Genomic DNA, 24347 nt, shown 5'->3' on the forward strand with positions numbered 1-24347 from the left:
CCGCGCGGGCTTTGGCAGGATGCCCGCCCGCACCTCGCCCTGGTCGCCGCGCCCGCCCCGCGGGCCGTTCTGACCTGCTGGTACGCGGCAACATTCGCAGCATGCAGACGCTGTGAAGGCGTCGTGCAGACTGATTGCCATGCGCATCGAACTCGCCGGCACGCCCGGCAGCCCCGAACGCCCCAACGAAGACTGGGTCATGGCGGCCCTCCCCGCGTCCGGCCAGGGTGGGTGCCTGGTCCTGCTGGACGGGGTGACTCCCCCTCCGGGCGACGACGGTTGTGTGCACTCGGTGCCCTGGTTCACCTCGCGGTTGGGCGGAGCGCTGGCCGAACTGTCCGCTTCACGCCCGGATCTGACCCTGGAGGAGGTGCTGGCGAAGTCCATCCGGCGCACTGCGGACGCCCATCGCATCTCCTGTGACCTTTCTCACGTAAGGACGCCTCAGGCAACCGTCGTCCTGGCGCGCTGGGGCGGGGCGGCGGTCGAGTACCTCGTGCTGTCCGATTCGGTGCTGCTGCTGGAGTCCCCGGACGGGAGCGTACGCGCGGTGGTGGACGACCGGCTCGACCGGCTCGCGCCGGGGACCCTCTCGTCCGTGGAATTGACGGACACGCTGGCCCGGAACAAGGAGGGCGGATTCTTCACCGCCGCCGCCGATCCGGCCGTCGCCTCACGCGCGGTGACGGGCGGGCTGCCGCTCGCGGAGGTGCGGGCGCTGGCCGCCCTGACGGACGGGGCGAGCCGATGGACCGAGGTGTTCCAGGAGGGCGACTGGCACGCCGCGTTGGGGCTGCTGCGCTCGGCGGGCCCCCAGCACCTCATCGACCGCGTTCGGGAACGGGAGCGGGCCGACACCGAACGGGTCCACCTGGGCCGGGGCAAGCGCCACGACGACGCCACGGTGGTCCTGGTGGAGCTCTGACGGGCAGGTGGCGGACGGAGGGCGCGCTTCGAAGAGCGTTTCTTCCGCCCGCAGGCAGGCAGGCCGCAGGCGGGCAGGCCGCAGGCGGAACCCCCGAAAACACGCCCCGGCACCGTCAGCCCTCGGCCCGCTCGTTGAACTGGTGCAGCAGTCGCGCGAGTTCGGCGACCTCGGCGCGGTCCCAGTCGGCGAGCTTGCGGACGTAGCGGGCCCGCCGGGCGTCGCGGACGTGGCGGAAGCGGGCGAGCCCTTCCTCGGTGAGGTGGACGAGTGAGGCCCGGCCGTCCTCGGGGTCCGGCTCACGGTTCACCAGACCGAGATCCTCCAGGGCCCGCAGTTGACGGCTCATCGTGGCCTTGCCGACCCCGAACCAGGCCGCCAGCTCGGTGGCGCGCTGCTGCCCGGCGGATTCCAGGCGTACGAGCAGGCCGTAGGCGGCGGACTCCAGTTCGGGGTGGACCTCTCGCGCCATTTCGCCGGAGGTGGCGCGCGCACGTCGCAGGATCACGGCCAGTTCGTGTTCCAGGGCGAGGAATTCCTGATCCACCGGAGCCCCGGCGGCGGTGCCGGGACCGGTCCCGCTGTCGTTCTCCTCCACCACGGCACCCCTCATGCGTTTTCCACCTCTGAAACTTCTCCCCGCCGGCGGCCTTTTCCGCAGCTGGGCCAGTATTTCGCAGGAGTAGACCACAGGCGGCTCCCGGGCCCTCTTCCACAGGGCGGTTCAACGCGCGTAGCGTCGTTGCTCGGCGCGTCCGTGACGGGGCGCGTCCGCCGGGGCCCGGCCCCGCACGCACCCCGGTTCGCGGTTCCTCCCACCGTCCCCCACCGAACCACGGAGGCACGCCCATGTCCGCGCACGGATCCGGTTCCCGAACGGCCCGGCTGCTCGCTCCCGCCGGCGCCCTGCTCGCCGCTCTCTCCCTGCTCCTCTCCCTGCCCGGCGCCGCCTCGGCCGCCGACGTCCCGGCCCGGGGCACGGCCTCGCTCGGCATGGGCGTCGTGGCCCACGACGGCCGGGGCTCCCTGCCCACCGGCACGACCGCGACCCAGACCGAAGGGGTCGACGTCAGCGGCCACCAGGGCAACGTCGCCTGGTCGACGCTGTGGAGCAGCGGTGTGCGGTGGGCGTACGTGAAGGCGACCGAGGGGACGTACTACAAGAACACCTCGTTCTCGCAGCAGTACACGGGCTCGTACGGCGTCGGGATGATCCGGGGGTCGTACCACTTCGCCACCCCCGACACGACCTCCGGCGCCGTCCAGGCCAACTACTTCGCGGACAACGGCGGCGGCTGGTCCCGGGACGGCCGGACCCTCCCGGGCGTGCTGGACATCGAATGGAACCCGTACGGGGACCAGTGCTACGGCAAGACGCAGGCCGCGATGGTCGCCTGGATACGCGACTTCGTGAACACCTACAAGGCGCGCACCGGGCGGGACGCGGTCATCTACACGGCGACCAGCTGGTGGACGACGTGCACCGGCAACAACGCGGGCTTCGGCGCGACCAACCCGCTGTGGGTGGCCCGCTACAACACCACGGTGGGCACGCTGCCCGCCGGCTGGGACTACTACACGATCTGGCAGTACACCTCGACGGGACCGACGGTCGGGGACCACGACAAGTTCAACGGCGCTCTGGACCGCGTGCAGGCCCTGGCGAACGGCTGACAGGACGCCACATCCGGCACCGCTGAACGCCCGTGGCCCCGGTGACGCCCGTCGTCGCCGGGGCCGCGGTGTTCCGCCGGGCCCGCGACCCCCACTATGCACTCGCTGTATACGCAGTATGTATAGTCCGGGCTGCCGTACCGGACGTGCGGCAGTACCGCACCGTGCCGACCGATGGATGGATCCACCGTGCCCAGAAGGACGTCGAAGCCCCGCACCTGGTTGCCCCCCGCCCTGGTGGCCGCGCTCGCTCTCGCCCTGGGCGGCTGCTCCATGGCCACCACCGCGCCCGCCTCGGCCCGGGAGGAGGCGGCGTCCGACGGGAAGGGCGAACCCGGCCCGGTGGACTGCCGTGTCGCGAAGTGCATCGCCCTGACCTTCGACGCCGGACCCGGCGCGGACACCCCGCACCTGCTGGACGTGCTCAAGGAGAAGAAGGTCCACGCGACCTTCTTCCTGCTGGGCAAGAACCACGTCCTCAAGCACCCCGACACCGTGCGGCGCATCGCGGACGAGGGCCATGAGGTGGCCAACCACACCTGGTCGCACGAGATCCTCACCGACAAGAAGCCGGACGAGATACGGGCCGAGCTGGAGAAGACGCAGGACGCCATAGCGAAGATCACCGGGAAGAAGCCCCGGCTGATGCGTCCGCCCCAGGGCCGTACCGACGACACCGTCTCGGAGATCAGCAAGGAGCTGGGGCTCTCCCAGATCCTGTGGAGCGCGACCGCCAAGGACTACTCCACCACCGACTCCGCACTGATCGAGAAGCGCATCCTGGACCAGGCGAGCCGGGACGGCATCATCCTCCTCCACGACATATACAAGGGGTCCGTGCCCGCCGTGCCGGGCATCATCGACGCCCTGCGGGAACGCGGCTACACCTTCGTCACCGTCCCCGAGCTGATGGCCCCCGCCGAGCCCGAGCCGGGCACGATCTACCGCCCCTGATCCGGTGCGCCGCCGCGCGCACCCCGCCGCGCGGGAACGGCCCGCCACCCCGGTTCTCCGGGGCGACGGGCCGTCCGTACCGGTCACGCGCGCGGCGGCACGTCCGTCACGCCGTGCCGGTCACGCCGCGGCCGGAACCTTCTCCTCCGCACCTTCCTCGGCACCTTCCTCCGCGCCGGCGCCGACCGGGGCGAGGGCGATCTCCAGCACCTGGCGGACGTCGGTCACCGGGTGCACCTCCAGCTTCTCCAGGACCTCGGCCGGGACGTCGTCCAGATCGGCTTCGTTCCGCTTGGGGATCACCACGGTGGTGATGCCCGCCCGGTGCGCCGCCAGCAGCTTCTGCTTCAGGCCACCGATCGGCAGCACCCGCCCGGTCAGCGAGACCTCACCGGTCATCGCCACGTCCGTGCGGACCAGCCGCCCGGAGAGCAGCGAGGCCAGCGCCGTCGTCATGGTGATGCCGGCGCTCGGACCGTCCTTCGGAACCGCGCCCGCCGGGAAGTGGATGTGGGTGCCCCGGTCCTTGAGATCGGCGACCGGCAGCTCCAGCTCCGCGCCGTGCGACCGCAGGAAGCTCAGCGCGATCTGCGCGGACTCCTTCATCACGTCGCCGAGCTGACCGGTGAGGGTCAGTCCGGACGCCCCGGTCTCCGGGTCTGCCAGCGAGGCCTCCACGAAGAGGACGTCACCGCCCGCACCCGTCACCGCGAGGCCGGTGGCCACACCCGGCACGGCCGTACGCCGCTCGGCCGGGTCCTGCGCGGACTCGGGCACGTGGTGCGGCCGTCCGATCAGTCCCCGCAGTTCGGCGTCGGTGACCGTGAACGGCAGCTCCCGGTCGCCCAGTTCGTGCTGGGCCGCGACCTTCCGCAGCAGCCGGGCGACGGCCCGCTCCAGGTTCCGGACGCCTGCCTCACGGGTGTACTCGCCCGCCAGCTTGCGCAGCGCCGCGTCCTCCAGCACGACCTCGTCCTTCTCCAGACCGGCCCGCTCCAGCTGGCGCGGGAGCAGGTGGTCGCGGGCGATGACGACCTTCTCGTCCTCGGTGTACCCGTCGAGGCGGACCAGCTCCATGCGGTCGAGCAGTGCCTCCGGGATGGCCTCCAGGACGTTGGCGGTGGCGAGGAAGACCACGTCGCTGAGGTCGAGTTCGACCTCCAGGTAGTGGTCGCGGAAGGTGTGGTTCTGCGCCGGGTCAAGCACCTCGAGCAGGGCGGCGGCCGGGTCGCCCCGGAAGTCCGAGCCGACCTTGTCGATCTCGTCGAGCAGCACGACCGGGTTCATCGAGCCGGCCTCCTTGATCGCCCGGACGATACGTCCCGGCAGCGCCCCGACGTACGTACGCCGGTGGCCCCGGATCTCCGCCTCGTCCCGGACGCCGCCGAGCGCGACCCGGACGAACTTGCGCCCCATGGCGTGCGCGACGGACTCCCCGAGCGAGGTCTTTCCGACTCCAGGAGGCCCGACGAGAGCCAGCACCGCGCCCCCGCGCCGCCCGCCGACCACGCCGAGGCCCCGGTCGGCCCGGCGCTTGCGGACCGCGAGGTACTCGGTGATGCGTTCCTTCACGTCCCTGAGCCCGGCGTGTTCGGCGTCCAGGGTCGCCTGCGCGCCCGGGATGTCGTACGCGTCCTCGGTCCGCTCGTTCCAGGGCAGCTCCAGCACGGTGTCCAGCCAGGTCCTGATCCAGGACCCCTCGGGGCTCTGGTCGGAGGAGCGCTCCAGCTTCTCGACCTCCTTGAGCGCCGCCTCACGGACGTGCTCGGGCAGGTCGGCGGCCTCGACCCGGGTGCGGTAGTCGTCGGACTCGTCACCCGGGTCGCCGTTGAGCTCCGACAGTTCCTTGCGCACGGCGTCGAGCTGGCGCCGCAGCAGGAACTCGCGCTGCTGCTTGTCGACGCCCTCCTGGACGTCCTTCGCGATGGACTCGGCCACGTCCTGCTCGGCGAGGTGCTCGCCGAGCCACCGCACGGCGAGCTTCAGCCGGGCGACGGCGTCCGTGGTCTCCAGCAGCTCCACCTTCTGCGCGGTGGTCAGGAAAGGCGAGTAACCGGAGTTGTCGGCGAGCGCGGAGACGCCCTCGATCTGCTGCACCCGGTCGACGACCTGCCAGGCCCCCCGCTTCTTCAGCCAGGTGGTGGCGAGCGCCTTGTACTCCTTGACCAGCTCGGCGACGGCGCCCGGCAGCGGGTCGGGCACGTTCTCGTCGATCCGGGTCGCCTCCACCCAGAGGGCCCGCCCCGGACCGCTCGTACCGGCGCCGATCCGCACCCGCGAACGGGCCCGCACGATGGCCCCGGGGTCCCCGTCGGAGAGCCGCCCGATCTGCTCGACCGTACCGAGGACACCGGCCCCCGTGTATCTGCCGTCGATGCGCGGAACAAGGAGCACCTCGGGCTTGCTGCCCTCACCGGCGGCAGCCTGCGCGGCCTCCACGGCGGCGCGGGCCTCGCTGTCGGAAAGATCGAGAGGAACCACCATGCCCGGCAGCACGACTTCGTCGTCGAGCGGCAGCACAGGCAGGTCGAACGGGGTGGACGCCTTGGTCTCCGTAGCCATGATCTTCCCTTCGGCAGTCAAGTTGAGCTATGCACGCTCAATGCTTGTGAGCCGGGGAATGTTCCCCAAGGGATGTTCGCTGTGAGCGATCAGGGAGTCGTGGTCCGGTGAGGGTCGACGTGGCACGGAGATCACGGATGGGCCGACGAAGGTCTCGGGGACGGGGTCGTGCGTGCACGGCGTCGAGGAGCAACCCGCGTGGGGCCCGGGGCCGGATGCCGGCCACCACACCGCCCGCACGTCGTACGCGCCCCCGCGAACGACGCGAGGTCCGCCCCGTCCACCAGCGCCGCGCACATCGCGAACGCCGCATCGGTCCGCCAGTCCCCCACACCGCACCCCCGTGCGCGCACCCGCGAAGGCTTCGGTCATGCCGTGCACGTCCGGCCGAACCGGCGGAGGGCGCCCGTACCGCACCGGCGCACCCTGACGTCAGCCCGCCGGCGGTCGCAGGCCGAGCCACTGTTCGGCGCCCCAGGCGCGGAACCGCTCCACTTCTTCGAACCCCAGCTTCGCCGCGAGGCGCATCGAGCCGGTGTTGGCGGTCTGGGTGGCGAGCACCACCGGTTCGCCGGGAAGGGCGTCGCCGAACCAGTCGAGCACCGCCGCGCACGCCTCGGTGGCGTATCCGGACCCCCACGCCCTCGGCAGGAACAGGTAGCCGAGATCGACCTTTCCCACGGCAGCCGGGCGACGATGCTCCACGGCTCTTCTGAGCAGGATCTGGCCGATCATCGCCCCGTCGAGATCGACGACGAGACTCCCGGGCCACCCTTCGGGCACCGCCGCGAGCTCACGTTCCAGTTCGTCGCGCGGGCGGGGACCGCCGAGGTAGGTGTGCACCTCCGGCGACGACAGCAGTTCGACGAACATCGCACGGTCCCGGCCCTCGGGCTCGCGGAGTACGAGTCTCTCCGTCCTGATCGGAGCAGGCGGCCAGGTGATGGGTCCGAGTCCGGTCATGCCCCCACCCCACACCCGGGTCCGGCAGCGAGCAAGGCCCGCGGACCGGTCGCGATCCTCCGGTCCAGGCCGTCGGATCTGCCCACGACACCCCAGGACGAATATCTCTACGGACACAGCCAAGAAATCTACAGCAATGACTGTAGACATTGACGGTGTGGCTAGGCTCTCTCTCGTAGCTCAGAGAGAGCGCAGGGCCCGGCAGAGATGAACCGCCGGGCAGCGGTACGCGCAGGACGGCAGTACGCAGGTCGGCGCGTTGGTGGAGTCCCGGAGCCAGGACCAAAGCGTGCTGCAGAAGTCGGTGGGCGGGCACGCGGGGCCGGGTTCTGCGCCTTCGTGGATCATGGTGTGCGGGCGTGATCGTGGAGTGCGGCGACGGCTCGGACTGCGTAGTGGAGGCCGTTGCCGCGTTGCCGGCAGTCGAGGGCCGGCGCCGTACCCGAGCCGGCCGATGGTGCAGCAGTTCCTTCGGAGCCCTGGCGCGTACGGCACCAGGGCCCCTCCACGCGTTCCACGGAGAGGCGCACATGACAGCACAGGACTCGAACGGCCGTCTTGACGACGACGATTACCCCGCCTTCACCATGGGCCGGGCCGCCGCGCTGCTCGGCACCACCCAGGGTTTCCTCCGCTCCATCGGCGAAGCCCGCCTCATCACCCCCCTCCGTTCCGAGGGCGGGCACCGGCGTTACTCCCGCTACCAGTTGCGCGTTGCCTCACGGGCGCGGGAACTCGTCGACCAAGGCACCCCCGTCGAGGCCGCCTGTCGCATCGTCATCCTCGAAGACCAGCTCGAAGAAGCCCAGCGGATCAACGCCGAATACCGCGACGTCACCGCGTCACCGAAGCCGCCGCGGAACTGAGGCGTCCGCCCGTCCTCCGCCGACCGCGGACGCCGGGCGCCGCGGCGCCCTTCCGAAGGGTTGTCCCGCGATTCGTGGTGGATCGGTGCGCGGCGTCGGATGCGGTGCATCGCAAGGCGGAGGGGCGTCCGCGTACGGGATGCAGCGGGACGTTCCGACAACGCGGCGAGGTGCCGTAGCTGTCGTCGCGCACCCGCCAGGAATTGCGGGACAACCCTGAGCCGTCGACCGCGGCGATCATCGCCCCTTTTCGGGGCGCCCTCACGAGCGGCGGATACCCTCCGGAAGAGCTGCGTCCCCGGCGGAGCAATATCTGTGTTCGCGAGGCGAGTTTTAAGGACACCGCGCACCAAGTGTTTTATCCGGGCCGATGGAGCAGAATATACGCATCGCCCACCCACCGCTACCGCATGCTATCGTCGACTCCAGTTGCCGCGGTCCTAAATTTTGAGCACCCTCGTCGACATTTCCGACAGTAGGACGCCTTTCGCGTTTCCGGTCCATCGGACGGGGCATCACCGCGGCGACCCGGCATCCACGCACTGCGGTTTCCGGCGTAATGCCCCAAGGAGATATGACATGGCGTCCGGCACCGTGAAGTGGTTCAACGCGGCCAAGGGTTTCGGCTTCATCGAGCAGGAGGGCGGCGGCCCGGACGTGTTCGCCCATTTCTCGAACATCGCCGCCGAAGGCTTCCGTGAGCTGCTCGAAGGCCAGAAGGTCACCTTCGACATCGCACCGACCCAGAAGGGTCCGACGGCCGAGAACATCGTTCCCGCCTGACGGCGGCACGCGAGACGTGGCCGGAGCCCCGCTGCCCCTCGGGCACGGCCCCGGCCACGAGCATTTCCCCCACCCGCGCATCCGTTTTCACCGACGCGGGGCACCACCGTTCCACAGCCACACGATTCACGAATGCGGGTTCTGATCCCGCATTCCGTCCGGCGCATTCTTGGAATTCTCAGCGCTCTCGGCAGCTTTTCACCACCGCGAGAATTCCTTGATCAGCACCGTATCGAGGAAAGGTTCTCCTTGGACTCCACACGTACGGACAAACGCTTCTCAAACAGTCGTACCGGCGCCATTCGTTCTTCCCGACGGGCGGAGTCCGCAGCCCCGGAGACGGCCGGACCTCAGGTCGGTGACGACATGACCGTCGAGGTGGCTCTCTCGGTCATGGCCAGCGCCCGCGTGGAGCACCTGCTCGTCTGCGACAACGACGGATCGCGCACGGGGATGGTTACGATGGCCGGGCTCGCCGCCGTCCGGGACGGGGCCGCGTACACGGACCGGATCCAGTTGCGCGACATCCTCGTCGACGACCGGGACGGCACCTCCAGCCCTCTCGCCCTGGTTCACTGAACCGACTCGCTCACCGCGAAAGAACCCATCCTCCTCTCTTCTTTGTGAGGCATCATGCGCTGCGTCATCGCCCGTTTCCCGTTCGAGCTCACCAAGAACGGGGTCCTGGAAGCCATGAAGGGAATCAAGCCTGAGCCGGCCGTCGGCGAGTGCGTGATCATCGGCCGGCGTACCTACCCGGTCAAGCAGGTCGGGCAGGTCATCACCCGGCAGGACCGCCGGGACTTCAGCGCCGGTGAGGTCCTCCGGGCCATGGCCCAGCTCGGCTTCACCTGCCCCACCCCCGCGCCTACCGCCCCGCCCGCACACGAGGACCACACGCTCGCACACGCGTCCGCGATGCTCGGCGCTCCCGCTCCCGCCGCCGCCTGAGCGAAGCCGGATCCGATCCCCGGCCGGCGAGACGGAAGCGGCCGGGCACCGGACACCTCGACCCGGATCAGAAGTGCGTCGCGATCTTGAAGGCGCGGCGCAGCTGGGCCATGTCGTGCAGGTCGCGCGGCGAGGGCGTGTACCCCTGGTGGAAGTACACCTGCTGCGCGGCCGACAGGCACGGGACCCGCACCCCCGCGACGTGTCCCGTCACGAACCCGGAGGCGGGGTACGGGAAGGGGCGGTCCGGCTCGAAGGACGCCTGTACGGCCGAGCCGTCGGCGGCGAAGACCAGCGGATGCAGGTCCAGCTCGCGGCCGGACGGGGACGTGAGGACGAACCGTACGGGTCGCTGGTCCAGGGTCTCCGCGTAACCGGCAACGGCCAGCGCGGCCACCACGGCGGGCTCCTGGTCCTGGCGGTGCATCAGGTCCAGGTCGCGGTGGTCCCGGGTCTGCTCGCCGATCAGCGCGTCGATCCCCCAGCCGCCGCCGATCCATACGTCGGCCCCTGCCCGCCGCAGCAGGGCCAGGACCGACAACACCTCTTCCGCCGTCATCACGCGGACGCGCCCCCTCCTCCGACGGGCCTCGTTCTCCCCACTTTCGACGCACGTCCTACCCCCGGGGTGTGCCGTCCCAGCGCCACGTGGTCAGGCGGGGGCGTCCGGGCAGTTCGTCGCGTCCGGTCGCCCACAGCAGAGCGGGCCAGGGGTCCGTCGATTCCGGAGCGTCCGGGAACAGCCGGGCGAGCACCCGTGAGCAGAGATCCGCGGGCGGGTTCCAGGCGAACCCGAGCCCTTGGGCCAGGTCGTGGGTGTGCACCAGGGTCTCCACGATCCCCATCGCGGCGAAGCCCTCGGGGTCGGACGCCCCGAAGCCGTGGTGGGCGCGGGTCCGCGGGGGTTTCGTACGCACCATGGCGACCAGCAGCGCGCCACTGGCCTCCAGCACCTGCAGCAGACCGGCGGGACCGGCGGCGCGGTCGGCGTGAATCGCGTTCGCGGGACCTCCGGGCCGCCGACTCTCCCACAGGAAGGGCACGTCCCCCGCCAAGGGCGGTTCTCCGGGGCCCAGTTGCACGGCGTACGCGAAGAGGTCGTCACTGAGGTGCTCGACGGTCTCCCAGCAGGTCCACTCCAGCGAACCGGCCCTTCCCTCCCACGCGGCCACCGGCGCCTCTCGAAGGGCCTCCACGGCGAGGCGGACGGCGAGGTCGAGGTCGTCCGCGGTGACGGGCGGCCGGACGGAGCCGGTCTCGGCTGATGAGGACATGGCGAGACGGTACCCCGAAAGGGGCCGGGCCCACCGTCCTCAGGCGGCGTCCCCCACCCGGAGGTGGTCCAGGGCCAGGTCGAGGGCGGACTCCAGCGGACCGAGGCGGCCGGTGGCGATCAGAGTGAAGGCGCCTCCCTGCACGGCGGCGAGGATCGACTCCCCCGCGCGCTCGGCGTCCGGTGCGGCCGACATCAGCCCTTGGTCCTGCATGTCCCGTACCCCGGCGGCCAGCTGGGCCTGCCAGCGGTCCATCAGGTCCTCGGCGACGGCACGCACCTCGGGGTCGTCCCCGGCGAGCTGGCCGGTGAGGACGTTGAGCGGGCAGTGGCGACCCTGGATCCGGTAGTGCTGGAGCACCGCGTCCCGCCAGGCGTCCCAGGCGGCCCAGCTGGTGAGCCGGCCGAGGTGGGGCTGCTGGTCGGCGAGGATCGCCTCGGCCTCGTGCCGGGCGACGGCGACGAGGAGGGCGGACCGGCCTTCGGGGAAGTAGTGGAAGAGCTGACTCTTGCTGGTGCCGGTCGCCGCACGGATCTCGTCGAGGGAGACCTCCGGCCCGCGCTCGCGCATCAGCTGGGCGGCGCCGTCGACGATGCGCTGCCGCGTCGCGGCGCCCTTGCTGGTCAGGCCTTGTGCCACGGGTCCGCTTCCTGGGAGTGCGGGGGCGCCCGGCGTGCGCCCGGGAGGCGGCGCGCGTACCGGATTTCGCCTGGTCGGCCCATCGTATAACCGGGGCGTACGGGCCACGGCGGCACGGACCTCGGGCGTACGGGCCACGAGGTTACGGACCGTGGTGGCACGGGCCACCGGGGTACGCCCCCGGCCCCCGCCGGAGCGGCGACCGGCCCGCCTCGGGCCGCCCGCCGCGGCCCCCGCCTCAGGCCGCGATCACCGCGGTCGAGGTCCGGCCGCCGTCCACGTCCAGGACGATGCCCTGCACGAAGGAGGAGTCGTCGCTCGCCAGGTACACGACGGCGCGGGCGATGTCCTCGGGCCTGCCGTGCGTACCGGCCGGGGTGCCCTTCATCATCACGTCGCCGGGCAGCGGCTCGTCCGAGGGCTCGTGGACCACACCGGGCGAGACCGCGTTCACCCGCACCCCGGACGGTCCGAATTCGGCGGCCCAGGCTCGGGTGAGGGTCTCGACGGCCCCCTTGGTGGAGCTGTAGAGCGCGTTGGAGGCGACTCCGAGGCGGGTGATCCAGGAGCCGAGGTTCACGATGACGCCACCGCCGGACTCCACCATGGCCGGAGCCACGGCCGCGGTGAGGAAGAACGGGGCTTTCACGTTCACCCCGTAGACCTGGTCGAAGGTGGCCTCGTCGGCGGTGGTCGTGGTGGAGGGCGGGTAGATGCCCGCGTTGTTCACCAGGATGTCGATCCGGCCTCCGAGCATCCCGGTGCTCCGCTCCGCGAGTTCCCGGGAAGCCGCGGCGCTGCCGTCCAGGTCGGCGGCGACGAAGTCCGCCCGGCCCCCGGCGGCCCTGATCTCGGCGACCACCCGCTCACCGCGCCCGCTGTCGCGGCCGGACACCACGACGTGGGCGCCCTCCGCGCCGAGGGCCAGCGCGATGGCCCGTCCGATGTTGCTGGTCGCGCCGGTGACCAGCGCCGTCCTCTTGTCCAGTCGTGCCGTCATGGCTGCCGCACTCCCTCTCGGAACTCCAGATTGGACCGTACGGTTCAAAGTTAACGCCTAATGGACTGCGCGGTCCACTTCTGGAGGCGGAACGACCTGGAAAACCACTCGAAACGGATCACGGAGACCGACGGGCTCCGTCACTCGCCGCGCAGTCGCTCCAGGGCGCGTCCGAGGTTGCGGCGGGTCGCCGCCTCCGCCGCCTCCGGGTCCGCCGCGACGACGGCGGCGACGAGCTCCTCGTGGGCCCGGGCGTCGTCGCCGCCCGGGCCGCCGTGCACGCCCCCGTCGGCCACGGCGTCCCGGGCGGCGACCCGGAGCGCACCGAGGAAGGAGTCGAACACCTGGGCCAGGACCGGATTGTGCGCGGCCGTGACCACCGCACGGTGGAGCAGCAGATCGGCCTCCACCAGCTCGGCGTCCGAACCGGCGGCGCCCCGCTCGGCCAGCAGTTCCCCGAGGACCGCGACGTCCTCGTCGGTGCGCCGGTTCGCGGCGAGCCGCCCCGCCTCGACCTCCAGCGCGATCCGTACCTCGTACACGTCGGCGACGGCGGCCCGGCGCAGCCCGCGGTCGAACTCCTCGACGGGCGCGGTGGAGACCACGTAGGTGCCGGACCCCTGCTGGGAGCGGAGCTGTCCGGACGCGATCAGCGCCCGGACCGCCTCCCGGCCGGTGGAGCGGCCGACACCGAGCAGTCGGCTCAGCTCGACCTCGCCGGGCAACCGGGCGCCCACCGGCCAGTGTTCCGCCGCGAGCAGGCGGCGCAGTTCGGCCACCGCGCCTTCGACGAGCGAGGTGCGCTGCACCGGCCGTACCGCCATGACGGACGCTCCCTGGAATGGGGTGGGAAGGGTGGACTCGGACGGAGAACGGGGATGGCGGCACCGCCACCGGCCCCGCCACCCCTCAGGTACTCAGACAACCTAGCCCACAGCTTCGGAGCCCTCCTTCTCCCCTGCCGCCTCCGGAGCCGGTGCCTGCGGCGCCCGCTCCCGCAACCGCAGTGCGGCGAGCAGGCTGACCACGAGGAACGCGAGCACCAGGCCGAAGGTGACGCGCAGCCCGTGGGCGTCGGCGAGCCGGCCGAAGAGCGGGGAGCCGAGCCCGCCGACCGACATGGTCAGCCCCAGCGTGACGCCGCCGGCCGTGCCGGGCCGGTTGGGCAGGTAGTCCTGGGCCAGGGTCACCTGCGAGGAGAACGGTACGAACAGGGCGAAGCCCAGCACGGCGACGCCGGACGCGCCGACCGCCACCCCGGGGGCGAAGACCAGCGCGGCCATCGCGGGCACCGCGGCGACGTAACCCCAGCGGATCGCGGTCAGCCGCCCGAAGCGGTCGGCGGCCCACCCGCCGGCCAGGGTTCCGGCCGCCCCGGCGAGCGTGAACGAGGTCAGGACGGCGGCCGCCGCCCCGCGCGAGCTGCCCAGCTCACGGATCATGAAGAGGGAGACCAGGGACACCGTCGTCACGTAGGGGACGGACCAGCAGGCGGCGACCACGACCAGCCGGCCGAACGCGCGCCAGTCGTCCGGAACTCCGGCGCCGCCCGAGCGGGCACCGGCGGCGGGAACCACCACCGTGGCCTCCTGGATGCCACGGGCCCGCATCCAGGGCCCCTTGGCCAGCCAGAGCGCCGCCATCACCAGGGCGGGCACGGCCAGCAGCCAGGTGCCCCGCAGGCCTGCCGCTCCGACCACCAGCGTGACGAACCCGGGGGCCAGCGAACCGCCCAGGGTGCCGCCGACCGAGAAGACGCTCATCGCCTTCTGGGAGCTTCCGCCGGCCGCGCGCGCCTGGTTGGTGGCGGGCGGGTGGTAGGCGGCGATACCGACGCCGGCGACGGCCGCGCAGATCCAGGTGAGCAGATAGCCGGAGAACAGCCCCGTACCGGCCACGCCCGCCGCGGCCACCAGGAATCCGGCGGGCACCAGCCAGGGGCGCGGTGCCCGGTCGGCCAGCGCGCCGAAGAGCGGCTGCACCACGCTGGAGAGCCCGGTGGCGGCGAGCGAGATGCCCGACAGCGCCGCATAGCTGTAGTGCCGTTCGGAGACCAGGAACGGCAGGAGCGCGGGCAGGGCCCCCTGGTAGAGGTCGTTGACGACGTGGGTGCCGGTCAGGAACCCCAACTGCCCCTTCCGTACGCCGCTCGCGCTCGCGGCGCTCCCTGCCGCCTCCGGTCGCGGTGCACCGCCGCCCCACTTCTGCCGCCGCGGTTCGCCGCGGCCCGCCGTCATCGTCATCGCCGGTTCCGTTCCTCGCTCGTACGCATCCCACTCCTCAGGTCCTCTGAGGAGTTGAGGTACGTTAGCAGGGCCCGACGACCGGAGCAACGGTGCCCGGCACCCGCCTCGGTGACCTCGCACCGGGCCCGACTCCCCGCCCGGGCGGGGCCCGGCCAGGCGGTGTCCCCCTGACGGCCCCCGTCGTTACCGGAGGGGACCCGCGAGACGGGATCGCGGCCCCTCGGCCCTCCGCGAGGCCGGCGACGGCCGCACCCGGCGAGGAGACGCGAGGCGGCCACGGCCCCGCGCCCGCCCAACCACCCGCCCACCGATACCGGTTGGCGCCACCGGGACCCCGCGGGCCAGGATGGGCGGCCTCGAACCCGTTCGCCACCACGGAGACCGGAGAGCAACCAGCATGACCGCCAGCCCCAGCCGCACCACCGACTCGGCCCCCGTCACCCTCGACCGCCGCGACGGCCCCTTCGGCGAGGTGGTGTTGCGCGAGCGGGGCGAGCACTTCGAGATCATCGCCAACGGCTGCTTCCTCATGGACACCTCGGACGGCAGGTCCGAGCGGCTGCTGATCGACGCGGCCCTCGCGGCTCTGCCGCCCGCACGCCCTGCCCCCTCGGTGCTCATCGGCGGGCTCGGGGTGGGGTTCTCCCTGGTCCGGGCCGCCACGCAGGAGCGCTGGGGCCGGATCGTCGTGGTGGAGCGGGAACCGGCGATCGTGGAGTGGCATCTGCGCGGCCCACTGGACCGGATTTCCGGTGGCGCCCTGACCGACCCCAGGACCGCGGTCCTGCGCGCGGACCTGGTCACGCATCTGCGTACGACTACGGAGCGTTATGACGCATTGTGTCTGGACATCGACAACGGTCCGGACTGGACCGTGACCGACGACAACGGAAGCCTCTATTCCCCTTCCGGCCTCGCCACCTGCCGGGAACGCCTGACCCCCGGCGGTGTTCTCGCCATGTGGTCCGCTCAGCCGTCCGAATCGTTCGAACAGGCCTTACGGAGTGCCGGATTCGATGGGGTACGGACCGAAGAGGTGCCCGTTGCCCGAGGTGTGCCCGACGTGGTTCATCTCGCACTTCGGACCGCCTGAGCACCCCGCCGGGGTATCTGCCCAGGCGCGGATACCCGGACAAGACACGCTTTCCACCTGCCCCGGCGGGGTATCCCTTCCACTCCGGGCAACACCCTGCGTAGCCGAAAGGTGTCCCCAGCCTCTACGCTGCTGCCCGGCAGACGGACCACACACGCAAGAAAAACGAGCGAAGACCGCGACCCCCGGAGGACTGATCTCCGCGGGAGCGGGCAGGGGCGGGGCGATGGAACAGACACACACCCACCACAACGGCGTCGCGGCCACCCCCGGAGCGCAGCGCCGGGTGCTGGTGGTCGAAGACGACGCCACGATCATCGACGCCATCGCCGCGCGTCTGCGGGCGGAGGGCTTCCTGGTGCAGACCGCGCTGGACGGCCCGGCCGCCGTGGACGCGGCCGAGGCGTGGCAGCCCGATCTCATGGTGCTCGACATCATGCTCCCGGGCTTCGACGGCCTGGAGGTCTGCCGCCGGGTACAGGCGCAGCGTCCGGTGCCGGTGCTGATGCTGACCGCGCGGGACGACGAGACCGACATGCTGGTCGGGCTCGGGGTCGGCGCGGACGACTACATGACCAAGCCGTTCTCGATGCGGGAGCTGGCGGCGCGGGTGCACGTGCTGCTGCGCCGGGTCGAGCGGGCCGCGCTGGCCGCGGTGACGCCGCGCAGCGGCATCCTGCGCCTGGGTGAGCTGGAGATCGACCACGCGCAGCGCAGGGTCCGGGTGCGTGCGGACGACGTGCACCTGACGCCGACCGAGTTCGACCTGCTGGTCTGCCTGGCGAACACCCCGCGCGCGGTGCTCTCCCGCGAGCAGCTGCTCGCGGAGGTCTGGGACTGGGCGGACGCCTCGGGCACCCGCACGGTCGACAGCCACATCAAGGCGCTCCGTCGCAAGATCGGCGCCGAGCGCATCCGTACGGTCCACGGTGTCGGCTACGCGCTGGAGACCCCGGCAGCATGACCCGCTCCGGGCCCGGCCTGCGCCCGTTCTCGATCAAAGCCAAGCTGGGCACGCTCGTCGTGGTGTCCGTCTTCATCACCACGGGGTTGCTCGTGGTGGCGCTGCGGACCCGGACCGAGTTCCAGTTCATCACCGTGTTCTCGGTCATCGCCACGTTGCTGATCACCCAGTTCGTCGCGCACGGCCTGACGGCACCGCTGGACGAGATGCGGGCGGTGGCCCGGTCGATCTCGCACGGCGACTACACGGGGCGGGTCAGCGGGGCCGGGCGCCGGGACGAGCTGGGCGACCTCGCGCAGACGATCAACCGCATGGCGGACGACCTGGAGGCGGTCGACCGGCACCGCAAGGCGCTGGTCGCCAACGTGTCGCACGAGCTGCGGACCCCCATCGCCGCGCTCCGTGCCGTGCTGGAGAACGTGGTGGACGGGGTGTCGGCCGCCGATCCGGAGACCATGCGGACGGCGCTCCAGCAGACGGAGCGGCTCGGCCGGCTGGTGGAGACGCTGCTGGACCTGTCGCGGCTGGACAACGGTGTCGTCCCCCTCAAGGCGGGCCGTTTCGAGGTGTGGCCCTATCTGGCCGGGGTACTGAAGGAGGCGAACCTCGCGGCCTCGCGCCGCCGGCTCTCCTCGGGCTCGGGCAACCACTCCCGTACGGACGTGCATCTGCACCTCGACGTGTCCCCCGGGGACATGACGGCGTACGCGGACACCGAGCGCCTGCACCAGGTCGTGGCGAATCTCATCGACAACGCCGTCAAGCACAGCCCGCCGCACGGCCGGGTGACGGTGCTCGCGCGACGGGGTCCGCATCCTGAGTCTCTGGAACTCGAAGTGATCGACGAGGGCCCCGGCATCCCGGAGGCCGAACGCCACCACGTCTTCGAGCGGTTCAACCGGGGTCAGACCCCGTCCCCGCACGGCCCCGGCAGCGACGGCGGCACGGGGCTGGGACTGGCCATCGCCCACTGGGCGGTGGATCTGCACGGTGGCCGCATCAGAGTGGCTGAATCCACTCAGGGCTGCCGGATTCAGATCACTCTTCCGGGGATGTCACCGGACCGCAGTTGACATATGGTTCGAACGAAAGGGACGTGATCTTGGTCCCTCGTCACCAGGGGTACGGCCGGAGGGGCCATAGCCGTGTCCCTGACTACCCGAAGCGCAGCGGAACCCCGCTTGTTTCCCGCCATTCCGAGCTCCGAAACCCGCCTTCAGATGTGATGTGCACGACGATGAGCGGCCCGGTCTGCAAGGAACGGCGCGGGAGGCGTAGCCTTGATTCCCGCTGTCCATCACCTTGTGAAGCGGAAGAGGGCGGTTGCCGCCGTGTCGTCTCAGTCCCCCAGTAACTCGACCATCTCGACCGACCAAGCAGGCCCGGGAATCAACCCGGCCGCTGCTTTCGGTGCCAATGAATGGCTCGTCGACGAGATCTACCAGCAGTACCTCCAGGACCCGAACTCCGTCGACCGTGCCTGGTGGGACTTCTTCGCCGACTACAAGCCGGGTTCCGCCGGTGCGGCGGACAAGCCCGGAGCCGCAGCCCCGGCGGCGCCCGCCGCACCGGTGACCCCGGCCGCCGCGCCCGCCGCCGAGAAGGCCGCGCCCGCGCAGCCCGCCCCGGCAGCCCCCGCGACGCCCGCAGCCGCAGCTCCGGCCGCACCTGTCGCTCCCGCGGCCCCCGCGGCCCCCGCGACCCCGGCTGCTCCCCCCGCCCCGAAGGCGCCGGCCGCGAAGGCGCCCGCCAAGGCCGCTCCGGCGACCGAGTCGACCGGCGGACCCGAGTACGTGACGCTGCGCGGCCCCTCGGCCGCCGTCGCGAAGAACATGAACGCCTCGCTGGAGCTGCCGACGGCCACGTCCGTCCGCGCCGTCCCGGTGAAGCTGCTCTTCGACAACCGCATCGTCATCAACAACCACCTCAAGCGCGCCCGCGGCGGGAAGATCTCCTTCACGCACCTCATCGGGTACGCGATGGTGCAGGCCCTCAAGGCCATGCCGTCGATGAACCACTCCTTCACGGAGAAGGACGGCAAGCCGACCCTGGTCAAGCCCGAGCACGTCAACCTCGGTCTGGCCATCGACCTGGTCAAGCCGAACGGTGACCGCCAGCTCGTGGTCGCGGCCATCAAGAAGGCCGAGACGCTCAACTTCTTCGAGTTCTGGCAGGCGTACGAGGACATCGTCCGCCGCGCCCGCATCGGCAAGCTGGGCATGGACGACTTCACCGGAGTCACCGCCTCGCTGACCAACCCCGGCGGCATCGGCACCGTCCACTCGGTGCCCCGCCTGATGCCCGGACAGGGCCTCATCATGGGCGTCGGCGCGATGGACTACCCGGCGGAGTTCCAGGGCACCTCCCAGGACACCCTGAACAAGCTCGGTATCTCGAAGGTCATGACGCTGACCTCGACGTACGACCACCGGGTCATCCAGGGCGCCGCCTCCGGCGAGTTCCTGCGGGTCCTCTCGCAGCTGCTGCTCGGCGAGAACGGCTTCTACGACGAGATCTTCGAGGCCCTGCGCATCCCCTACGAGCCGGTCCGCTGGCTCAAGGACATCGACGCCTCGCACGACGACGACGTCACCAAGGCCGCGCGGGTCTTCGAGCTGATCCATTCCTACCGGGTCCGCGGCCACGTCATGGCCGACACCGACCCGCTGGAGTACCGCCAGCGCAAGCACCCCGACCTGGACATCACCGAGCACGGCCTCACCCTGTGGGACCTGGAGCGCGACTTCGCGGTCGGCGGTTTCGCCGGCAAGTCGATGATGAAGCTCCGCGACATCCTCGGTGTGCTCCGTGAGTCGTACTGCCGCACCACCGGCATCGAGTTCATGCACATCCAGGACCCGAAGCAGCGCAAGTGGCTCCAGGACCGGGTCGAGCGTCCGCGCTCGCAGCCCGAGCGCGAGGAGCAGCTGCGCATCCTCCGCCGCCTCAACGCGGCCGAGGCCTTCGAGACCTTCCTGCAGACGAAGTACGTCGGCCAGAAGCGGTTCTCCCTGGAGGGCGGCGAGTCCGTCATCCCGCTGCTCGACGCCGTCATCGACTCCGCCGCCGAGGCCCGCCTGGACGAGGTCGTCATCGGCATGGCCCACCGCGGCCGCCTGAACGTCCTGGCGAACATCGTCGGCAAGTCGTACGCGCAGATCTTCCGCGAGTTCGAGGGCAACCTCGACCCGCGTTCGATGCACGGCTCCGGCGACGTGAAGTACCACCTGGGCGCCGAGGGCACCTTCACCGGTCTGGACGGTGAGCAGATCAAGGTCTCGCTCGCCGCGAACCCCTCGCACCTGGAGGCGGTCGACCCGGTCCTGGAGGGCATCGCCCGCGCCAAGCAGGACATCATCAACAAGGGCGGCACGGACTTCACGGTCCTGCCCGTCGCCCTGCACGGTGACGCGGCCTTCGCCGGCCAGGGTGTCGTCGCCGAGACGCTCAACATGTCGCAGCTGCGCGGCTACCGCACCGGTGGCACCGTGCACGTGGTGATCAACAACCAGGTCGGCTTCACCGCCGCCCCGGAGTCCTCGCGCTCCTCGATGTACGCCACCGACGTGGCGCGCATGATCGAGGCGCCGATCATCCACGTCAACGGTGACGACCCGGAGGCCGTGGTCCGCGTCGCGCGCCTCGCCTTCGAGTTCCGTCAGGCGTTCAACAAGGACGTCGTGATCGACCTCATCTGCTACCGCCGCCGCGGTCACAACGAGGGCGACAACCCGGAGTTCACCAACCCGCAGATGTACACCCTGATCGACAAGAAGCGCTCGGTGCGCAAGCTCTACACCGAGTCGCTCATCGGTCGCGGCGACATCACGCTGGAAGAGGCCGAGCAGGCGCTCCAGGACTTCCAGGGCCAGCTGGAGAAGGTCTTCGCGGAGGTCCGCGAAGCCACCTCGCAGTCGGCGGCCCCGCACGTGCGCGAACCGCAGGCGGCCTTCCCGGTCGCCGTGGACACCTCCGTCTCCTCCGAGGTCGTCAAGCGGATCGCCGAGTCCCAGGTCAACATCCCGGAGCACATCACGGTGCACCCGCGCCTGATGCCGCAGATGCAGCGCCGTGCCGCCTCGGTGGAGAACGGCACCATCGACTGGGGCATGGGCGAGACCCTCGCCATCGGTTCGCTGCTGATGGAGGGCACCCCGGTCCGGCTCGCCGGCCAGGACACCCGCCGCGGCACGTTCGGCCAGCGCCACGCGGTGCTGGTCGACCAGGTGACCGGCGAGGACTACACCCCGCTGCTCTACCTCACCGAGGACCAGGCCCGTTACAACGTCTACGACTCGCTGCTCAGCGAGTACGCGGCGATGGGCTTCGAGTACGGCTACTCGCTGGCCCGCCCGGAGTCGCTGGTCGTCTGGGAGGCGCAGTTCGGTGACTTCGTCAACGGCGCGCAGACCGTCGTGGACGAGTTCATCTCCTCGGCCGAGCAGAAGTGGGGCCAGACGTCCGGCGTCACCCTGCTGCTGCCGCACGGTTACGAGGGCCAGGGCCCGGACCACTCGTCCGCCCGCCCGGAGCGCTTCCTCCAGATGTGCGGCCAGGACAACATGACGGTCGCCATGCCGACCCTGCCGTCGAACTACTTCCACCTCCTGCGGTGGCAGGTGCACAACCCGCACCACAAGCCGCTGATCGTCTTCACCCCGAAGTCGATGCTCCGCCTCAAGGCGGCGTCGTCGAAGGTGGAGGAGTTCACCACCGGCGGCTTCCGCCCGGTGATCGGCGACGCGTCGGTGAGCCCCGAGAACGTCCGCAAGGTCGTCTTCTGCGCCGGCAAGCTGTACTACGACCTCGACGCCGAGCGCCAGAAGCGCGGCGACACGGAGACCGCGATCATCAGGCTGGAGCGCCTGTACCCGCTGCCGGGTGCGGAGCTCCAGGCCGAGATCGCCAAGTACCCGAACGCCGAGAAGTACCTCTGGGCGCAGGAGGAGCCGGCGAACCAGGGTGCGTGGCCGTTCATCGCGCTCAACCTGATCGACCACTTGGACCTGGCCGTGGGTGCCGACGTCCCGCACAACGAGCGTCTGCGCCGCATCTCGCGGCCGGCAGGCTCGTCGCCGGCCGTCGGTTCGGCCAAGCGCCACCAGGCGGAGCAGGCTCAGCTGGTCGCCGAGGTCTTCGAGGCCTGACCGGCAGAGGTACCCGCTCGACGACAGGGACCGGCCCCCACCAGCACCGCGGTGGGGGCCGGTCCCTGTTCCGTGCTGCTGTGGGGCGGGGGCCGGGGGCGCCCTACCCTGAGAGAAGAACATCCGCAGGCAGGCAACAGGAGCACGTTGTGTATTTCACGGACCGGGGCATCGAGGAACTGGAGAAGCGGCGCGGCGAGGAGGAGGTCACCTTCGAGTGGCTGGCCGAGCAGCTGCGTACCTTCGTCGACCTCAACCCCGATTTCGAGGTGCCGGTCGAGCGGCTGGCGACCTGGCTGGCGCGTCTGGACGACGACGAAGAAGAGGACGAGTGACGCGGCCGGTCGAGGCCCGGTGGCGGCTGGACGCGGGGTGAAGCTCCCTTCTGTCCGGCGACGCCCGGCGCGCACGCTCGTCGCTCCGTCGGGCCACCCCGATACGTCCGCTACCGGGTCGGGCAGTGTCCGCCGCGGGGGAGTCGTGGCCCTGCGCGCGACTGCGGGAGTTCGACGAGAAGTGCACGGTGATGAGTTTTGCGGCCCGCCGGTCTACCGTTCGTCAGGTGATCGGACAGTGTGAAGCAGGAGGAGCTTGATGAGCCAGTTGCTGCGGGTCCAGAACTTCACCGTCTCGAGCGACGGGTTCGGCGCCGGCGAGGGCCAGAGCCTCGAGAAGCCGTTCGGCCATGCCGATCCGGGGAACTTGCTCGCCTGGGCCTTTGCCACCGACCACCCGCCCATCAGCCGCTCCGAACCCGGCGGGCGAGGTCTGGACGACTACTTCACGCGGGACTACGCCCGCAACATCGGCGCCGAGATCATGGGCCGCAACAAGTTCGGGCCGCAGCGCGGGCCCTGGCAGGACCATGAGTGGCAGGGCTGGTGGGGTGACGAACCCCCCTTCCACACACCGGTGTTCGTCATGACGCACCACGAGCGGCCGTCGTTCACGCTCACCGACACCACGTTCCACTTCGTCGACGGCGACCCGGCTGCGGTGCTCGCCCGGGCGAAGGAGGCGGCGCAGGGTCAGGACGTCCGGCTCGGCGGTGGGGCCACGATCATCCGGGAGTTCATCGAGGCCGGCCTCGTCGACACCCTGCACGTGGCGGTCGCGCCGACGAAGCTCGGCTCCGGGGCCCGGCTGTGGGAGTCCCCTGATGAGCTGCTCGACCGGTTCCACCGGGACGTCGTGCCCAGCCCGAGCGGCGTGACGCACCACCTGTTCTGGCGGAAGTGAGGCCGGACCGGCCATGCCGCGGGCTCCGTCCCGGTGCCCGCGGCATGGCCGTTGCCCAGCGGCGCCCTCGGGGTTTTCCCGCGTCGCGCGGGTCGCTGCGGGTGCTGTCCAGGTCTGCCCCCGGCGTCTCCCGCCGGCGAGTGCTGTGAGGGCCCCTACCGCGCCGACGACCCGGCGTACGGGGCTGCGGCGGGGTCAGCCGTACCGGGCTGCCCGTTCACCGGCGCGGTGGTGAATCGCGTACCGTCGCCCGGGCCCTGACCTCGTTGTACGCGAGTCCCAGCACCCCCTGCGCGAGCAGCAGCACGCCCGCCGCCGTCCATCCGCCGCTGCGACGGAACGCCCCCCAGAGGACCAGCGGGCCGCCGACGAGCACCTGCGTGGTGGCCGCCGCCCGCGCGCGGGGGCCGAGCATCCAGGGGCCGAGTCCGCTGCTCTCCACGGCGTCGAGTTCCACGCGCACGGCGTCCCGCCAGCCCGCCCACTCGATCCGTCCGGTGCCCGGCAGCGCCCGGGCCGCCTCCCGCAGCGCCTCGGTGCTCCGGCCCGGTTCCAGTCCCGGCCGCAGCACCACTCCCGCACGGGTGAGCAGGCCGAGCAGCGTCCGCAGCCGCGCACAGCCGTCCGCGTGCGGGTCGGGGCGGGTCAGGGTCTGCAGCGCCTGTACGTCGAGCACCGGGTCGAGATCCAGCCGTGCCGCGAACGTGGTCATCGCCTCGTCCTCGCCGGCGGGGGTGCCGTCCGCCAGCCAGACGTATCCGACCGGGCGGCGGAAGCCCGACGCGAGCACGCAGCCGGCCCGGGTGGCGTCCCACCAGAGCGCGACGACCGGCCAGGTGGAGGCGACCGCGAGGGCCGCCGCCCAGCCCGTCAGCACTCGGTCGACCGGTTCGGCGGGCTCGTCGGGCGTGTCCCGCCAGGCCCGGCCCTCCGGCACCAGCACGCTCCACTCCTCACCGGCAGGGATGAGGAGCATGCGCTCGCGCAGGAGGTGGGCCAGGGGCCGCACGGTCTCGGGGTCCGCCCGGCACAGCAGCAGAGCCCCCACGGGTGTCGCGTCCATGCCT

At 71.3% G+C, this 24347-nt stretch carries 22 protein-coding genes and 1 pseudogene; 13 read left to right on the forward strand and 10 right to left on the reverse strand.

The genetic code is table 11. From position 1 onward, the window contains the following. The first annotated feature begins 139 nt into the window (after window positions 1-139). A complete protein-coding gene (locus OHT52_RS08040; protein WP_328719444.1) occupies window positions 140-925 on the forward strand; it encodes a hypothetical protein in 786 nt (261 codons plus the stop codon). Between the two features lie 115 nt (window positions 926-1040). Here OHT52_RS08040 and OHT52_RS08045 read toward each other — a convergent pair whose 3' ends face one another. Beyond that, window positions 1041-1538, reverse strand: a complete 498-nt coding sequence (locus tag OHT52_RS08045) for a MarR family winged helix-turn-helix transcriptional regulator (RefSeq protein WP_328719445.1) — start codon at window positions 1536-1538, stop codon at window positions 1041-1043. A gap of 236 nt (window positions 1539-1774) precedes the next feature. On the opposite strand from OHT52_RS08045, the gene OHT52_RS08050 reads away from it, so the two are divergent. Both OHT52_RS08050 and OHT52_RS08055 read left to right on the forward strand, forming a co-directional pair. Continuing rightward, window positions 1775-2599, forward strand: a complete 825-nt coding sequence (locus OHT52_RS08050; protein WP_328719446.1) for a lysozyme — start codon at window positions 1775-1777, stop codon at window positions 2597-2599. 174 nt (window positions 2600-2773) lie between these two features. Then, entirely contained in the window at window positions 2774-3553 is a 780-nt protein-coding gene (locus OHT52_RS08055) for a polysaccharide deacetylase family protein (protein ID WP_443046522.1), read from the forward strand. Window positions 3554-3673: 120 nt separating this feature from the next. Here OHT52_RS08055 and lon read toward each other — a convergent pair whose 3' ends face one another. Both lon and OHT52_RS08065 read right to left on the reverse strand, forming a co-directional pair. Beyond that, a complete protein-coding gene (gene lon / locus OHT52_RS08060; RefSeq protein ID WP_328719447.1) occupies window positions 3674-6115 on the reverse strand; it encodes an endopeptidase La in 2442 nt (813 codons plus the stop codon). Between the two features lie 432 nt (window positions 6116-6547). Continuing rightward, the gene (locus OHT52_RS08065) at window positions 6548-7078 is read right to left on the reverse strand and encodes a GNAT family N-acetyltransferase (RefSeq protein ID WP_328719448.1); all 531 of its coding nucleotides are present in this window, start codon (window positions 7076-7078) and stop codon (window positions 6548-6550) included. A 530-nt stretch (window positions 7079-7608) separates the two neighbouring features. Here OHT52_RS08065 and OHT52_RS08070 point away from each other — a divergent pair. From OHT52_RS08070 to OHT52_RS08085, 4 genes and pseudogenes are all read left to right on the forward strand, one after another. Further along, window positions 7609-7944, forward strand: a complete 336-nt coding sequence (locus OHT52_RS08070; protein WP_328719449.1) for a MerR family transcriptional regulator — start codon at window positions 7609-7611, stop codon at window positions 7942-7944. 579 nt (window positions 7945-8523) lie between these two features. Beyond that, window positions 8524-8727, forward strand: a complete 204-nt coding sequence (locus OHT52_RS08075) for a cold-shock protein (protein WP_328719450.1) — start codon at window positions 8524-8526, stop codon at window positions 8725-8727. Window positions 8728-9093: 366 nt separating this feature from the next. Further along, window positions 9094-9291 (forward strand): annotated as a pseudogene (locus tag OHT52_RS08080) (CBS domain-containing protein); the annotation flags it as partial. A gap of 69 nt (window positions 9292-9360) precedes the next feature. Then, window positions 9361-9678, forward strand: coding sequence for an SCO5918 family protein (locus OHT52_RS08085; protein WP_328719451.1), 318 nt, complete (start codon window positions 9361-9363; stop codon window positions 9676-9678). A 67-nt stretch (window positions 9679-9745) separates the two neighbouring features. On the opposite strand, the gene OHT52_RS08090 is transcribed toward OHT52_RS08085, so the two are convergent. From OHT52_RS08090 to OHT52_RS08115, 6 genes are all read right to left on the reverse strand, one after another. Then, window positions 9746-10237, reverse strand: a complete 492-nt coding sequence (locus OHT52_RS08090; protein WP_328723655.1) for a nucleotidyltransferase domain-containing protein — start codon at window positions 10235-10237, stop codon at window positions 9746-9748. A 58-nt stretch (window positions 10238-10295) separates the two neighbouring features. Beyond that, window positions 10296-10952 carry a DinB family protein gene (locus OHT52_RS08095; protein ID WP_328719452.1) on the reverse strand — a complete coding sequence of 219 codons (657 nt, stop codon included), beginning with the start codon at window positions 10950-10952 and terminating at the stop codon, window positions 10296-10298. Window positions 10953-10991: 39 nt separating this feature from the next. Further along, complete coding sequence (locus OHT52_RS08100; protein WP_328719453.1) at window positions 10992-11591, reverse strand: TetR/AcrR family transcriptional regulator; 600 nt, start codon at window positions 11589-11591, stop codon at window positions 10992-10994. 238 nt (window positions 11592-11829) lie between these two features. Continuing rightward, the gene (locus OHT52_RS08105) at window positions 11830-12591 is read right to left on the reverse strand and encodes an SDR family NAD(P)-dependent oxidoreductase (protein WP_328719454.1); all 762 of its coding nucleotides are present in this window, start codon (window positions 12589-12591) and stop codon (window positions 11830-11832) included. A 140-nt stretch (window positions 12592-12731) separates the two neighbouring features. Then, the gene (locus OHT52_RS08110) at window positions 12732-13415 is read right to left on the reverse strand and encodes a FadR/GntR family transcriptional regulator (protein WP_328719455.1); all 684 of its coding nucleotides are present in this window, start codon (window positions 13413-13415) and stop codon (window positions 12732-12734) included. Between the two features lie 102 nt (window positions 13416-13517). Continuing rightward, complete coding sequence (locus OHT52_RS08115; protein WP_328719456.1) at window positions 13518-14834, reverse strand: MFS transporter; 1317 nt, start codon at window positions 14832-14834, stop codon at window positions 13518-13520. 400 nt (window positions 14835-15234) lie between these two features. On the opposite strand from OHT52_RS08115, the gene OHT52_RS08120 reads away from it, so the two are divergent. The 6 genes from OHT52_RS08120 (at window position 15235) to OHT52_RS08145 (ending at window position 23280) form a co-directional block, all read left to right on the forward strand. Further along, the gene (locus tag OHT52_RS08120; protein ID WP_328719457.1) at window positions 15235-15930 is read left to right on the forward strand and encodes a spermidine synthase; all 696 of its coding nucleotides are present in this window, start codon (window positions 15235-15237) and stop codon (window positions 15928-15930) included. Window positions 15931-16156: 226 nt separating this feature from the next. After that, entirely contained in the window at window positions 16157-16894 is a 738-nt protein-coding gene (locus OHT52_RS08125) for a response regulator transcription factor (protein WP_328719458.1), read from the forward strand. Continuing rightward, window positions 16891-17967: a HAMP domain-containing sensor histidine kinase gene (locus OHT52_RS08130; RefSeq protein WP_328719459.1), complete on the forward strand. Its 1077-nt coding sequence runs from the start codon at window positions 16891-16893 to the stop codon at window positions 17965-17967. The genes OHT52_RS08125 and OHT52_RS08130 overlap by 4 nt, the downstream gene beginning before the upstream one ends. A gap of 258 nt (window positions 17968-18225) precedes the next feature. Beyond that, window positions 18226-22041 carry a multifunctional oxoglutarate decarboxylase/oxoglutarate dehydrogenase thiamine pyrophosphate-binding subunit/dihydrolipoyllysine-residue succinyltransferase subunit gene (locus OHT52_RS08135; protein WP_328719460.1) on the forward strand — a complete coding sequence of 1272 codons (3816 nt, stop codon included), beginning with the start codon at window positions 18226-18228 and terminating at the stop codon, window positions 22039-22041. Window positions 22042-22190: 149 nt separating this feature from the next. Continuing rightward, complete coding sequence (locus OHT52_RS08140; RefSeq protein ID WP_328719461.1) at window positions 22191-22376, forward strand: DUF6104 family protein; 186 nt, start codon at window positions 22191-22193, stop codon at window positions 22374-22376. A 259-nt stretch (window positions 22377-22635) separates the two neighbouring features. Beyond that, window positions 22636-23280 carry a dihydrofolate reductase family protein gene (locus tag OHT52_RS08145; protein ID WP_328719462.1) on the forward strand — a complete coding sequence of 215 codons (645 nt, stop codon included), beginning with the start codon at window positions 22636-22638 and terminating at the stop codon, window positions 23278-23280. Between the two features lie 217 nt (window positions 23281-23497). On the opposite strand, the gene OHT52_RS08150 is transcribed toward OHT52_RS08145, so the two are convergent. Further along, window positions 23498-24343, reverse strand: coding sequence for a hypothetical protein (locus tag OHT52_RS08150; protein WP_328719463.1), 846 nt, complete (start codon window positions 24341-24343; stop codon window positions 23498-23500). Window positions 24344-24347: the final 4 nt, after the last annotated feature.

Source organism: Streptomyces sp. NBC_00247, from assembly GCF_036188265.1.
Lineage (GTDB): Bacteria > Actinomycetota > Actinomycetes > Streptomycetales > Streptomycetaceae > Streptomyces.